16 protein-coding genes are annotated in these 13,809 nt (G+C 41.8%); 10 read left to right on the top strand and 6 right to left on the bottom strand.

What is annotated here, in order from left to right; genetic code table 11:
* Positions 1–134 precede the first annotated feature (134 nt).
* From BMY21_RS06850 to BMY21_RS06865, 4 genes are all read left to right on the top strand, one after another.
* A complete protein-coding gene (locus tag BMY21_RS06850) occupies positions 135–527 on the top strand; it encodes an Xre family toxin-antitoxin system antitoxin (protein ID WP_074642136.1) in 393 nt (130 codons plus the stop codon).
* Positions 524–964 (top strand): RES family NAD+ phosphorylase, encoded by a 441-nt coding sequence (locus BMY21_RS06855; RefSeq protein ID WP_074642138.1) that lies wholly within the window; start codon positions 524–526, stop codon positions 962–964. The genes BMY21_RS06850 and BMY21_RS06855 overlap by 4 nt, the downstream gene beginning before the upstream one ends.
* An 82-nt stretch (positions 965–1,046) precedes the next feature.
* Positions 1,047–2,771 carry an RNA polymerase sigma factor gene (locus tag BMY21_RS06860; protein ID WP_074642140.1) on the top strand — a complete coding sequence of 575 codons (1,725 nt, stop codon included), beginning with the start codon at positions 1,047–1,049 and terminating at the stop codon, positions 2,769–2,771.
* Between the two features lie 128 nt (positions 2,772–2,899).
* The gene (locus tag BMY21_RS06865; RefSeq protein WP_074642141.1) at positions 2,900–3,337 is read left to right on the top strand and encodes a helix-turn-helix domain-containing protein; all 438 of its coding nucleotides are present in this window, start codon (positions 2,900–2,902) and stop codon (positions 3,335–3,337) included.
* Positions 3,338–3,446: 109 nt separating this feature from the next.
* On the opposite strand, the gene BMY21_RS06870 is transcribed toward BMY21_RS06865, so the two are convergent.
* The 6 genes from BMY21_RS06870 to BMY21_RS06895 all read right to left on the bottom strand — a co-directional run bounded on the left by BMY21_RS06870 (position 3,447) and on the right by BMY21_RS06895 (position 8,521).
* A complete protein-coding gene (locus BMY21_RS06870) occupies positions 3,447–4,628 on the bottom strand; it encodes a 3-phosphoglycerate dehydrogenase family protein (protein ID WP_074642143.1) in 1,182 nt (393 codons plus the stop codon).
* Complete coding sequence (serC, locus tag BMY21_RS06875; protein WP_074642144.1) at positions 4,628–5,761, bottom strand: 3-phosphoserine/phosphohydroxythreonine transaminase; 1,134 nt, start codon at positions 5,759–5,761, stop codon at positions 4,628–4,630. Before serC ends, BMY21_RS06870 begins: the two co-directional genes overlap by 1 nt.
* Before the next feature lie 23 nt (positions 5,762–5,784).
* A complete protein-coding gene (locus tag BMY21_RS06880; RefSeq protein WP_083379767.1) occupies positions 5,785–6,399 on the bottom strand; it encodes a hypothetical protein in 615 nt (204 codons plus the stop codon).
* Positions 6,400–6,613: 214 nt separating this feature from the next.
* The gene (locus BMY21_RS06885; RefSeq protein WP_143064184.1) at positions 6,614–7,393 is read right to left on the bottom strand and encodes a transglycosylase SLT domain-containing protein; all 780 of its coding nucleotides are present in this window, start codon (positions 7,391–7,393) and stop codon (positions 6,614–6,616) included.
* Positions 7,394–7,542: 149 nt separating this feature from the next.
* Positions 7,543–7,983, bottom strand: coding sequence for a hypothetical protein (locus BMY21_RS06890; protein WP_074642146.1), 441 nt, complete (start codon positions 7,981–7,983; stop codon positions 7,543–7,545).
* Between the two features lie 91 nt (positions 7,984–8,074).
* Positions 8,075–8,521, bottom strand: coding sequence for a PTS sugar transporter subunit IIA (locus BMY21_RS06895; protein WP_022932533.1), 447 nt, complete (start codon positions 8,519–8,521; stop codon positions 8,075–8,077).
* A gap of 200 nt (positions 8,522–8,721) precedes the next feature.
* Here BMY21_RS06895 and cysK point away from each other — a divergent pair, with 200 nt between their 5' ends.
* The 6 genes from cysK (at position 8,722) to BMY21_RS06925 (ending at position 13,782) form a co-directional block, all read left to right on the top strand.
* The gene (gene cysK, locus BMY21_RS06900) at positions 8,722–9,660 is read left to right on the top strand and encodes a cysteine synthase A (protein WP_074642148.1); all 939 of its coding nucleotides are present in this window, start codon (positions 8,722–8,724) and stop codon (positions 9,658–9,660) included.
* Positions 9,661–9,760: 100 nt separating this feature from the next.
* Complete coding sequence (locus tag BMY21_RS06905; protein WP_074642149.1) at positions 9,761–10,639, top strand: radical SAM protein; 879 nt, start codon at positions 9,761–9,763, stop codon at positions 10,637–10,639.
* Positions 10,632–10,985 carry a NifB/NifX family molybdenum-iron cluster-binding protein gene (locus BMY21_RS06910; RefSeq protein ID WP_074642151.1) on the top strand — a complete coding sequence of 118 codons (354 nt, stop codon included), beginning with the start codon at positions 10,632–10,634 and terminating at the stop codon, positions 10,983–10,985. Before BMY21_RS06905 ends, BMY21_RS06910 begins: the two co-directional genes overlap by 8 nt.
* A gap of 119 nt (positions 10,986–11,104) precedes the next feature.
* The gene (nifH, locus tag BMY21_RS06915; RefSeq protein WP_074642152.1) at positions 11,105–11,956 is read left to right on the top strand and encodes a nitrogenase iron protein; all 852 of its coding nucleotides are present in this window, start codon (positions 11,105–11,107) and stop codon (positions 11,954–11,956) included.
* Positions 11,957–12,161: 205 nt separating this feature from the next.
* On the top strand, positions 12,162–12,611 hold the full coding sequence (locus BMY21_RS06920) for a NifB/NifX family molybdenum-iron cluster-binding protein (protein WP_074642154.1): 450 nt from the start codon (positions 12,162–12,164) through the stop codon (positions 12,609–12,611).
* Between the two features lies 1 nt (position 12,612).
* Positions 12,613–13,782: a trans-sulfuration enzyme family protein gene (locus tag BMY21_RS06925; protein ID WP_083379769.1), complete on the top strand. Its 1,170-nt coding sequence runs from the start codon at positions 12,613–12,615 to the stop codon at positions 13,780–13,782.
* Positions 13,783–13,809 lie beyond the last annotated feature (27 nt).

Consider the following 13,809-nt stretch of genomic DNA (forward strand, 5'->3'; position numbering starts at 1 on the left):
ACATACCCGCAAGGGAACTCTGCCTTGTTTAGATATAAAGATTGTTTTTTTTTGAAAAATAAATAACTTGCTTATAAGCGTCAATTGGCGTTATAATAGACGTCAGTTGGCGTTTTTTTTGTCTGGAGGTGCTTATGAATAAACCAAAACAATATACACCTGTAAATTGTCGTATGATGGCAGTTAATGGAGTTCAAAAAAATGAATACAACAGCTTTGTTCATGTAATTTTTAAGTACACAGATAAAGATTTTGCAGGTATTGCAGGTACAAGTGCACGAACTCTTTCACGACTAAAACCAGATCAGAATATTCCTCAGCAGGCAGCAGAAGTAACTATTTCCCTCATGAGAGCTTACGAAAAAGCAAAGGAGATTTTTGGCTCTCAGGAAAATGCCGTAAAATGGCTGAAATCACCGAATAATGTTCTGGGTGGGATAACTCCTGTACAGGCAATGAGTTCCCGCTTTGGTGCAGAAGAAGTAATGGATATTCTTGGCCGTATTGAATACGGTGTGTTCTCATGATTGTATTCAGAATTGCACGCAAAGAACGCATAGAAAATTTATCGGGTAGAGGTGCAGAGCTTTTTGGCGGGCGCTGGAATGAAAAAGGTTATCCAGCGTTGTATACCTCATCTTCACTGTCTCTTGCTGCTCTTGAAATTCTTGTTCATACAGACAAATCAATGCCTCCTGTAAACATGGCTTATGCCTCTATATATGTTCCAGATTCCATTCTATCAATGAAAATCTTAAAACTTCCTCCTGATACAACTGAAGTAGAATATGGTACAAACTGGCTCAAAGAAAAAAGCAGTCTCATGCTCAAAGTTCCTTCAGTTATTCTTCCCTATGAATATGAAGGCGAATATAATCTGATTTTGAATCCGCTTCATGATGATTTTAAAAAGGTTTTTATCAATGAGGTGCATGATTTTTCTTTTGATGTAAGGTTGATGTGATAGAAAAAAATTATAATTCACCGACCCATTTTCTCTTTTTCACGACTACCATTATATACGAGAAAAATGGTAGACTGAGATTATGAACAGCAACAACGAAATGCACTTATTTGATCATGGCGAATATCTTCTGAAGCTTGCTCTAGGGAAAACTAATAACTTTGAGCAGGCGGAGGATCTTGTTTCGGAGACTCTGATAAGTGCTATCGTTGCGTTGAAAAAGGGTACGAAAATTGAAAATCTGAAGACTTATCTTTCTGGCATTTTGAATCATAAGTTTAATGATTTTCTGCGTTCAAAATATTCAAAGCCTGTCATTTCTTATGGTGTAATTCCGGATTTTGAAATTGCCGGCAAGGAAGAAGGGCAGGAGACTGCACTGGAAAAAATCATCAGAAAAGAAGATGAAGAAAATGTCCGCCACATAATTGCTCAGCTTTCTAAAAATTTCCGTGAAGTTTTAGTTCGTCATTTTATCCATGGCCAGGATTTGCAGTCAATTGCAGACGAACTGGACGTAAATGCCAACACGGTAAAATCCCGCCTGAACACCGCTCGTATGAATGTTAAAACCAAACTGGAGAATGAAATGGAAAAGTACGAAAAACAGAGTTATGAGCCGGAGTTGCTGCATGTGTGGGTGTATGGAGAAACAGAGGCAGGGTGTCCTATCAGCTATATAAATAACAGTTCCCATCTAATTCATCAGAATATTCTGATTATGGCTTATAAGAAACCATTGACAATTACTGAACTTTCACAGGGACTGGGTATTTCTGCAGCTTATATTGAGCCTATTGTTGAAGAACTGATTTCATATGATTTAATGGCACGCAAGGGAGATAAGGTTTACACAAGCTTTATTATTATTACTCAAGAAGAAAAAGATAATGCTTATGATCATGATAAAGCTCTTGCAGAAAAAAATGCACAGAAAATGTGGTGTGAGCTTGAAACATATCTTGACCGAATTCGTCAGTTAGATTGTTATAAAAAGATGAATGAACGACAAAAAGCTAGTTTTATTCAGTTTTCTGCTATCTTTATTATTCATGAAGCTGTCCGCGAAATTTCAGCTCAAATAACATCAGAACTTGATACAATGAAAGTATTGCATGATGCAAAGTGGCGAGGCTATGCTTATGGTTTTCAAACTTCAATTGATTACAAAACTGACTGGGATTATGTTACAGGACATACTCTTTGTAAATTAAATGGTCCTCATACGGTTATTATTGATCAGTATAAGAACTTTGAAGATATCAGATTATATGGTTATGATGTAGCAGCCGGCTGGACTTATAGCCAATGCTGGCCTTTAAATGAGTTACAATTTTTGCAGATGTGTTATGCTCTTTATGCTAAAGAAGAAAGTGATATTCCTTTGATAGAGCCAAGATTCTTCGATACGAAAGTCATTGAAAACTATGAAAAATATAATTTTATTGGAAAAGAAATTGATTCAGATAATTCTGGAGAAGGGCACTATACTCAAGTTTTGAATATACCTGTTTTATCTTATAAAGATCGAGAAGTTTTATTCAAAACAATTTTCCATGAATCAATTCTGGATTTCTGCAAAAAGTTTCATTCAGAATTAGAAGAACTTTTTGTAAAGCCTGTTGAAGTTCCAAATCACTTAAAGAAACTGATTCCTGATTATATGAAATATCAGCAATGTGCAGATGCCTTTGTTATGGCACTGCTCTATCAGGGGGCCTGGAACCGCTGGTATAAAAATGAGTTTGCCAGCAATAATGAGCCGGTTCCTGCAATGATAATCTGTCTTGGAAAGGAGCTGAAATAGGGTGGCGCCTTTTGCTATGAAAAACTCGTCATATTTCAAATTGATTCCAGTGTGTGTCTGAATTATACTAAATGTAGTTCCCGGGACAAAACGGCTCGCAAAAAAAAAGCGGGCAAAGGAGAATCACTATGGAAAAGAATTATTATAATATCAATGAACTGGCGGTTATTTCTGGTTTTACAACCCGTTCTCTCAGAAACTTTATTTCGATGGGGCATCTTAAGGGTGAAAAAATTGATGGAATCTGGCAGTTTACCCCTGAAGAAATAGGCGCATTTCTTTCAAATCCGAATGTTGTACCCGGTATAAAATCAAAGGCAAATGCTGTAGTTTATGATTTTATGGCAGATACAGAAAAGAAAACTAACAGAATCTGTTCTATTCTGGATTTTGTAATGGAAGATGATGAAGCTGGTGAACTTTCCGAGTATTTTTGCAATGCGATGAACAACTGTGCCGATGCTGTCTTAAAATATGAAAAGCATGGTAAAAATACACGTATCATCATTTCTGGACCTGAAGATTTTGTTATGGATTCGATAAACGGATGGTATAAAAAGGAATAGTTTTTCAGGAAAAAAAACAGCAGAGTCTTGCGGCTCTGCTGTTAAGGTTTTATATGACTTTATACCTTTTTTAAATGGATTGCTTCGGCCTATGGCCTCGCAATGACGGTTAGCCGAAAATTGGGCGAACTCTGTTTACAGTGTCACATGCTGCGAGTTTAGCAATGATGTCGTCTGTTACAACACCGTCTACGTCGATAATGTTGTAAGCTACGTCGCCGCGGGCCTGGTTGATGAAAGAAGAAATGTTCAACTTTGCTTCACCAAGGATTGTTGTGAACTTAGAGATTGTATCTGGAATGTTTTTGTGGCTGATACAAAGACGAGTTCCACCTGCTGGAATTGGGTTGTCTGTAACTGTCTTAGGGAAGTTTACAGAGTTTACGATATTTCCGTTCTCGAGGAAGTCCTTGAGCTGAGCAGCTGCCATGATAGCACAGTTGTCTTCTGCTTCTGGAGTTGAAGCTCCAAGGTGTGGCATACAAACAACCTTTGGATGGTTCAAGAGTTCTTCTGCAGCGAAGTCTGTAATGAGAGCAGAAACTTTTCCGCTGTCGAGAGCTGCGATGATGTCTGCATTGTTTACAAGTCCACCACGAGCGATGTTGATGATTCTTACACCGTCTTTCATGTTCTTAATAGAAGAAGCGTTTATCATTCCCTTTGTGTCGTTTGTCTGTGGAACGTGGATTGTAAGGTAATCACACTTAGCATAGAGGCTGTCGAGTGTTTCAGCAATCTTAACTTTCTTGTCGAGCTTAAGAGCTGCGTTTACAGAAAGGAATGGGTCGTAACCCCAAACGTCCATACCAAAGTGGAGGGCGAGGTTAGCAACCATAGCACCGATAGCACCAAGACCGATTACACCGAGTGTTTTTCCCATCAATTCTGGACCAACAAACTGGCTCTTTCCTTTTTCTGCGAGATCAGGAATCTCGTCGCCTTTTCCAGAAAGACCTTTTGCCCATTTGTTAGCATCGATTACAGGGCGGCTAGAAAGCAAAAGTGAAAGAATTACAAGTTCTTTTACTGCGTTTGCGTTAGCTCCAGGAGTGTTGAATACAACAACACCTTTTTCTGTAAGCTCTGGAATTGGGATGTTGTTTGTACCTGCACCTGCGCGTGCAACAGCCTTTACATTGTCTGAAAGCTGCATTTCGTGCATATCTGCAGAACGTACAAGAATAGCATCCGGATTGTTGATTTCTGATGCGATTTCATAATTGTCGCGGTCGAGCTGGTTGAGACCAACTGAAGCAATCTTATTTAATGTCTGAATCTTGAAACTCATTATGCATTCTCCTTAGCGAATTTCTTCATGAAGTCTACGAGAGCTTTAACTCCGTCGAGAGTCATAGCATTGTAGATTGATGCGCGCATACCACCAACAAGTCTGTGGCCCTTGAGGTTTACGAGACCTGCTGCAGCAGCTTCTTTTACGAACTTGTCGTTGATTTCCTTTTCTTTTGCCAAAGAAGCTTCGTCAGTTGCTCCTGTAGAGTATTTTGTAAGGAATGGAACGTTCATCAAAGAGCGGCTTCCGATTTCTGTTGTTGCGTGATAGAAGTTTCCTTCGTTGTTGTCGAGGTAGTTGTAAAGGTAATCAGCCTTTTCCTTATTGCGCTTGAGCATTCCTTCTGCTCCGCCGTTTGCTTCGATCCAGTGAAGAACCTTTCCAAGTACGTAGATTGTGTAGCATGGAGGGGTATTGTACATAGAATCGTTGTCTGCATGTGTCTTGTAAGCGAGCATAGTTGGTGTACCGGCACGGCAGTTTTCAACTTCAGGAATCAAATCTTCGCGGATGATTACGAGTGTAACACCAGCTGGAGCGAGGTTCTTCTGAGCACCTGCGAACAAGAGTCCGAACTTGCTTACGTCGAGTGGTTCGCTCAAAACGCATGAAGAAATATCAGCAACGAGTGGAATGTTTCCAGTATCTGGAATGTACTCGTAGTGTGTTCCCATGATTGTGTTGTTGAAGCAGATGTAAGCGTAATCATAGTCGCCTTCAATCTTTTCAACCTTTGGAATATAAGAGTAGTTCTTGTCTTTTGAAGAAGCGATGATATCAACTTCTACGCCAAGTTTTTTAGCTTCAGCAGCAGCTTTTTTTGCCCAAACACCAGTTTCGATGTAAGCAGCTTTTCCAGTGTGGATCCCGAGGTTTTCAGCAACCATTGCGAACTGAGTAGAACCACCACCCTGAACAAAAAGAACCTTGTAGTTGTCTGGCACGTTCATCAACTTGCGAACCATAGCTTCAGCATCCTGAATGATTGGCTCATAAGCCTTAGAGCGGTGACTCATTTCCATTACTGACTGACCAGTTCCATTATAATCCATCATCTCTGCAGCACATGCCTGCAAAACTTCTTCCGGCAGGCAGCTAGGTCCCGCACTAAAATTGTACACTCTTGCCATACAACGACTCCTTTGTCTTTTTTTTAAGTTATCATTTTCAGCGCATTCAATACGCTTAAATTTTCTATTTTTATGCCTTCCGGTACACTCAGTACCATTCGGGTCATATTTACAATTCCTGTAATTCCGGCCTTTATAAGCCTGTCGCACATTGTCTGTGCATCTTTGTCTGCAACTGCCAGAATTGCAAGGGTGATTTTTTCCTGTTTTATCACCCAGTTCATTTCTGCTGCAGGGTAGAGCGGAAACGTTGAACGAAGGATTTCTACCCTGTTCACGTTTGAATCAAATCCTGCTTTTATTACAAACTGACTGTCGCTGAATAAGCCGTCATCAAGAAGTGCTGCTCCAAGGCGGCCAAGGCCTGCGATGCAGACGTTCTGTTTTTCGTTCTGAACTTCTCCATGAAGTGCATTGCGAATCGTCTGAAGAAGAGTAGCCGTATCGTACCCGTTCTTCCAGCCGCGGGCTGTATTTTTAATCAGCCATAAATCATGCCGAACAAGAGAATCTTTCCAACCGGTCAATTCACAAATCTTAGCGGAAGTAATTTTCTCTCCGCTCCAGGATTTCAAAAGTTCTTCCAGCTGGACAAGTCTTTTTCTTGTTGCAGGCGGCAGATCATTTAATGCTTGCATTATAAAGTTCCTCTTATATAGTGGGAATTGAATTTAGAACAAAAGATGTTGAATTTTAGGGGAATTTTAGCAGAATTCGGGGAAATTTGCAAATATTGTTAAAATTATAACAATAAAAATGGGTTGTCGAGTCAAACCCGGGAATCTTTAAAAAAAAGAGGATCCGGAAAAACTATAAAAACCGGATCCTCAAAAAAATTAGGAGGCAAATTAATTAGTGTGCATAAGCAACTGCGATTCCAGGTGTCATTGATGTCTCAAAGTAAGACGCAACCTGTTCATCAAACAGCTGATCAAGCATCTTCTGGTATGACATGATTTTGCCAACGTAGTTCAAAGTAGACAAAGGAGTCTTATTTGAACGAACACGGCCGGTTCCTGCATTGTACATTGCAAGTGCAGAAACTTCGTTTCCGGCAGTATTCAGGCAAAACTTAAGGTGCGCCATACCATATTTTGAACTTACAAACGGATCAAAGAAATCTGGCTCCGAAAGCTCGGGAAAGGAGTTGCTGTTCAACTGGAACAAGCCCCGGTCAATCGTAGTGTTAGCGTTTCTGTTGGTCGCGCTTGTATTATAATTGCTTTCTGTGTGGGCAAGTGAAAATGCCAAAGAAAGCGGAATATCATTTTTCTCAGCTTCTGTAAGAATGGCCTGAGTTACCTCTTTACTTCCAGTAATCTGAAAGTAAAACCACTCTACTGCTGTGCGAGATAATGGCTGACGATATAAGTTCAATCCATTATCGTAGTCGTCTGTAAGACGATTCAGAGAAACTTCAGTAAAATAATCCTGAAAAGCTGCTGAAAGCTCTTCTTCAGTTTCTTCTGACAAATCAATTATAGTCAAAGGCTCAGTTACAGGCTGAACCGGTTCCGATGCATTAGGCAGCAAAAAATAAACTAGAACGGCTGCAGAAGCTAAAACGATGCACAAAAATGCGGTGAGGAACCACGTACCTGCAAGTCTGTTCTGATTCTCTTTAGACTGCATACTTTTTTCCCTCTTGCTCTCTCGTTGTCGCGGTGTATAATGCCACAAATGATAAATATATGCAAGTGATTTTGAAGAAAATTTGTGAATTTTTGTGAAAAATTTACATTTTCTTCGCAAATAGTGCGGTTTGTTGTAAAATTGTGCGGTTAGTATAACACAATGTCGTCTGACAGAGGATTTTCTGCCTTTGTGAAATAGACGTACTGCGCGTGTTTTTTAGCCAGAGTGTCCATAAAAGCCTGTTTATCTTTTAGCTGAGGAATGAGTTCAAATCCGGCTACGCTGGTACAGTCTTTTACGCGGCGGGCAGTGTGGTTATAAGTGTTTATGAAGGCTTCTTCCTGCTCTGGAGTATAAAGAGGTTTGTCAGCAACTGGAACAAGAACGGCGAATGTGTTTGTTTCTTCCATTGCTTTCAACTGATCTCTAAGTTGAGCGAGGAATTCTTCATTATAGATTTCTTCATCCAGTTCTACAGTGCTCCATAGAATATCAATACGTTTAAGGGTAGCTGTATCAACCTCGCTGTTATCAGAAATAGTGTAGAGCTTCTTATTCTTTACTGTAAAAATTGGATCAAGTTTCATATTTTTCCTTCAAATAAAAAAATAACCGGGCTTTAAAGACCCGGTTTTATCTGATGAGTATGTTATATCAGGGGTAAACCCCGGATCTTTTCTATTCAGTCAGAATACGGATTACTTCAGCCTTATCCTGAGTGTCAAGAATTTCCTGACGTTTTTCAGGACTCTTGAACAAAAGACTTACTTCTGCAAGGAACTGAAGATGTGGACCTGTCTTGTTTACTGGAGACAAAGTCATAATAAAAATGCGGCAAGGTTCCTGATCCAGAGAATCAAAATCTACAGGATTATCAGAAATACCAATGCAAGCAACCAAATCTTTTACTGTGTCAGTTTTTCCATGAGGAATAGCGATTCCGTGCTTCATACCTGTAGACATTTTGCGCTCGCGATCCAAAACACATTCGCGTGCTGCATCCTTGTCTGTAACCTTTCCAGCCTTGAACAAAACATCAATCATCTCATCAACGATTTCTTCTTTTGTTGTGCCTTTCAGATGAAGGTTCACGGTGTCTGTTGTTAATACTGTTCTTAAGTCCATAGCATAAATGTTATTTCCACTTGCAAAAATTGTCAAGTGGAAAACCCCCTATATAAAGAAAAAATGCTTCTTAAATAAGGAAAAAATAACATCAAAAATCGTGAAGAAAATCCTCTTTTTTTGCAATTACCTATTGACAGAGTAGGTAATTGGATTTATATTGAAGTTGTAAAACCTACTAAAGTAATAGGAGATCAAAAATGAGTAATATTAAACAGAGTGCATTGGAATTGATAGGCGGAACACCGCTTTTACAGTTGAACGGATATTCAAAGACAGCAGGAGTAAAAGACGCAACAATTCTTGCTAAACTCGAATATTTAAATCCGGCAGGAAGCGTAAAAGACCGTATCGCTCTTGCAATGATTGAAGATGCAGAAGAAAAAGGAATCTTAAAGCCAGGTGCAACAATTATCGAGCCAACTTCTGGTAATACAGGAATCGGACTTGCAGCAGTTGCCGCAGCTAAGGGATATAAAGCAATCCTTACTTTGCCAGACACCATGAGTGTTGAACGCCGCAATCTTCTTAAAGCTTATGGTGCTGAGCTTGTTCTTACAGAAGGCGCAAAAGGAATGAAGGGAGCTATTGCAAAGGCCGAGGAGTTACAGAAAGCAACACCAGGCAGCATCATTCCAGGACAGTTCGTAAACCCTGCAAATCCTGCAATTCATAAAAAGACAACTGGACCAGAAATCTGGGAACAGACAGACGGAAAAGTTGATATCTTTGTAGCTGGTGTTGGTACAGGTGGTACTTTGACAGGTGTTGGTGAATATCTTAAGTCACAGAATCCAAACGTAAAAATCGTAGCAGTTGAACCTGCAACAAGCCCTGTTCTTTCAAAGGGAACAGCCGGTGCACATAAGATTCAGGGAATCGGTGCTGGATTCGTTCCAGACGTTCTCAACACAAAGATTTACGACGAGATTCTTCCAATTGAAAATGAAGATGCTTTCACAGAGGGCCGTGCATTTGCCCGCAGCGAAGGTATCCTTGTAGGAATCTCAAGTGGTGCCGCTCTTAAGGCAGCAAGCATTCTTGCAAAGCGTCCTGAAAACAAGGGAAAGACAATCGTAGTTCTTCTTCCTGATTCAGGCGACCGCTACCTTTCTACACCATTGTTCAGCGATAACTAAAATAGAGGAGGGGAAAGCCTTCCCCTCGCTTCAAACCTGCGGTTTTCCGCTACCCCTTCTACGGGGGCTTCGCCCCCGTAGCACCCCCAGGAGTCTGCCCATGCCAAAATCGTTTTCCGAACTTGAAAAATCACATCCATGTTTTGGTAGCCACGGAGCTACAACAGGCCGCATACATCTTCCTGTATGTCCAGGCTGTAACATCGCGTGCCGCTTCTGCGAGCGTTCAATCAACACAACAGAAAACAGACCAGGCGTAACAGCTCATGTTCTTAAGCCAGAAGAAGCAGCAGAAATTGTAGGAAAGGCAATTCAGATCAGTCCCGAAATCAAAGTGGCAGGAATTGCCGGTCCTGGCGATACCCTTGCCAGCGATAATGCTTTCAAAACTTTCAATCTGATAGGGCAGCAGTATCCGCAGCTCATAAAGTGTATGAGTACAAACGGCCTGCTTCTCAACGAACGTGCCGATGAAGTAATTGCTGCCGGAATCGACAGTCTTACCGTTACCGTAAATGCCGTAGATCCGGAAATTGAAGCTCAGCTCAACGATTACATAATCTGGCACGGCAAAAAAATCGACGGGGTAGAGGGCGCAAAAATCCTCATAGAAAATCAGCTTGCCGGAATCAGAAAAATTGCCGAAGCGGGAATTACCGTAAAAGTAAATACGGTATTAGTTCCGCGCATAAACGGCGCTCACATTTCCGAGATCGCCGCGGCGGTCGCAGAAGCCGGAGCTGAAAAGTATAACATCATACCGCTAATTCCTTCTGCAAAACTCAAGGACGAGCCGGCTCCAAACTGTGCAGAAATCGAGGCAGCACGCCGTGCCGCCGGTGAATATATCGAACTCTTCCTGCATTGTAATCACTGTCGTGCAGACGCAGCAGGTGTACCGGGAAAATCAGATATTACCCGCCAGCTTTATGCAAAAATTGGCCCGGGCAGTTATGGAGAAAATTTCTCCCATGGCTGATAAATACCGCGTTGCCATAGCCAGCACAGACGGCGAAACAGTAAACACTCACTACGGAAAATCAGAAATCTTCTATATCTATATCGTCGACGATGATGAAGGCTATGACCTCCTGGAAAAACGCAGCTTAAAACCTGTGTGCCAGGATGGCATACACGACAAGTCCGCAATGGACATCCACGTCCAGCAGTTCACCGACTGCAAATACGTAATAGCCAGCCGCATCGGCGATGGAGCAATCCAATCTCTTACTACACAAGGAATTACAGCAATGGAACTTCCCGGCAGCATTGACGACGCCATCCTTAAAGTGTGGAAATACAATCGAATTCAGGGATTATTTTAATTAAACCTATTGACATAGTAGGTAAATAAAAGTATATTGTTATTACCTAGTAAATAGATAGGTATATAACAATAATATTTTTATTTTATGGTACGGACATCCGTGCAGAGGAGCTTCTTATGGGCGAAATCAGACAGATAGCAATTTATGGAAAGGGTGGAATCGGAAAATCAACCACCACACAGAATTTGACAGCAGGACTTGTTGAGCATGGAAAAAAAGTAATGGTTGTAGGATGTGACCCTAAAGCAGACTCTACACGACTTTTGCTTGGAGGACTGGCACAGAAAACAGTTTTGGATACAATCCGCGACGAGGGTGAAAACGTTGAACTCGACCGTATCATGAGAACAGGTTTTGGTGGAACACGCTGTGTTGAATCAGGTGGACCAGAGCCGGGAGTAGGTTGTGCAGGACGTGGTATCATCACTTCTATCAGCATGCTTGAAAATCTTGGCGCTTACACAGACGACCTTGATTTTGTTTTCTACGATGTACTTGGTGACGTAGTTTGTGGTGGTTTTGCTATGCCAATCCGCGAAGGTAAGGCTAAGGAAATTTATATCGTAGCTTCTGGTGAAATGATGGCCCTTTACGCTGCTAACAATATTGCAAAGGGTATCAGCCGTTATGCAAAGGCCGGCGGTGTTCGTCTTGGTGGAATCATCTGTAACAGCCGTAACGTAGACCGTGAGCTTGATCTGCTCCGTGCTTTCTCAAAGGAACTTGGAACACAGCTTTTGTATTTCGTTCCTCGCGACAACATCGTACAGCGTGCAGAAATCAACCGCAAAACTGTAATTGAATATAAGCCGGATTCAGCACAGGCTCAGGAATACCGCAACCTTGCAGAAGCCGTAATTAATAATACAAACTTCACAATTCCAACTCCAATGACCCAGGAACGCCTCGAGGAAATCCTTCTTGAGTACGGTCTCATGGAAGCTCTTGAGGATGATTATAAGATCTAGTTTTTAGGTTTTAGGGGATAGTAAATAGGGAATAGTTGGGAGGGGAAGGCCTTCCCCTCGTTCCAGCCCGCTTTGCGGTCTTTCACTACCCCTTCTGCGGGGGAGACCCCCGCAACGCCCCCCCCCCTTGTAACATCGCGAGGAGTGCAGCGTACAGTTTGTCATTGCGAGCGAAGCGAAGCAATCCATTTAATAAGGAATACAAATGAGCATAAAAGTTGCAATTGCATCATCCGACGGTCTCAATGTTGATTTACATTTTGGTCAGGCTAAGTCTTTTTTAATTTATGAACTGAAGGGAAGTAAGTTTTGTTTTATTGAAAAACGTGAGGTGCCGGTTCTTGAAAATGAATCGACATCGCCAGATGCAGCGACTGAGTTAAACTTCGGCGGCGGCTGTGGCGGTGGTGGCTTTGGCTGCGGAAGCGGCTCGGGCTGCGGCGGTTCAGGTGGTGGTTGCGGCGGCGGTGCTACCGGTCCACTCGCACCGGCCGTAGAACTTCTATTAGACTGCCGATCGGTAGTTGCGGCTCAGATAGGCCAGGGAATGGGACGACAGTTCCAGCGTAATGCAATCAGCGTATTTGATATAGAGCTGCCGATAAGTGAAGCTCTGGAAAAACTTGCCGCTTATTATTTGAAGTTTGGAGAATAGTATGTCATTTTCAATAGAAACAAAATGTCTTCATCTTGAAGAAGATAGTCAGAATAATGACGGGCAGCCTGCCTGTCGTGAAAACTGTAATCACTATGGTTCAATCAGCTTCCCTATTTATCAGACAGCAACCTATGCCCATCCTGGAGTAGGAAAAAGCACAGGCTTTGATTATTCCAGACTGCAAAACCCTACCCGTGAACAGCTGGAAAAAATTGTCTGCCAGCTGGAAGGCGGCACCGATGCCTTTGCCCTTTCTTCCGGCATGGCGGCAATTACTCTGCTCATGGAGCTCTTTAAGCCCGGCGATCACCTGATTGTAGATTCAGATTTATACGGCGGCACAATCCGTCTCTTTGATAATGTTTCTTCAAAAAATGGAATTCAGTTTACCCGTGCTAATTGTTCCGGCGATGACGTGGAAAGTATAATCACTCCGGCTACAAAAGCAATTTATGTCGAAACTCCAACCAACCCGATGATGAACGTAACCGATATTGCCGCAATGGCAAAAATCGCACACGCTCATAAACTTCTCTTGATTGTAGATAACACTTTTATGTCTCCATATTTCCAGAACCCGCTTGCTCTTGGAGCAGATGTCGTTGTTCACAGCGGTACAAAATTTCTTGCCGGCCACAACGATACACTGGCAGGTTTTATAATCACAAAAAATTCTGAAATCAATGAAAGACTGCGCTTCCTCATAAAAACAACAGGTTCTGGTCTTGCTCCATTTGACAGCTGGCTGGTTCTTCGCGGAATAAAAACTCTTGGAATCCGAATGGAAAAAGCTCAGTCAAATGCAGATAAAATTGCCCGCTGGCTTAAAACTCAGAAGGTTGTTACAAAAGTAATTTATCCGGGGCTTGAAGAACATCCGGGGCACAAAATTATGCAGGGACAGTCTCGTGGTTTTGGATCGATGGTAACTTTCCGCTTGTCCAGTACAGAAAAAGCTCTGAGCATTCTGGAAAAAGTTCGTCTAATAAAATATGCCGAAAGTCTTGGCGGCGTTGAAACTCTGATTACTTATCCGACAACCCAGACACACGCAGATGTTCCGGAAGAGCTCCGTCTTAAGAATGGAATCACCCCGGAAACTCTGCGGCTTTCGGTTGGTATAGAAAATGTTGAAGACCTTATTGCTGATCTGAAACAGGCTTTATAATTTATTATATTGTAAACCTGATGTTTG

This window comes from Treponema bryantii (assembly GCF_900111035.1).
In the GTDB taxonomy this organism is placed as follows: Bacteria; Spirochaetota; Spirochaetia; order Treponematales; family Treponemataceae; genus Treponema_D; species Treponema_D bryantii_C.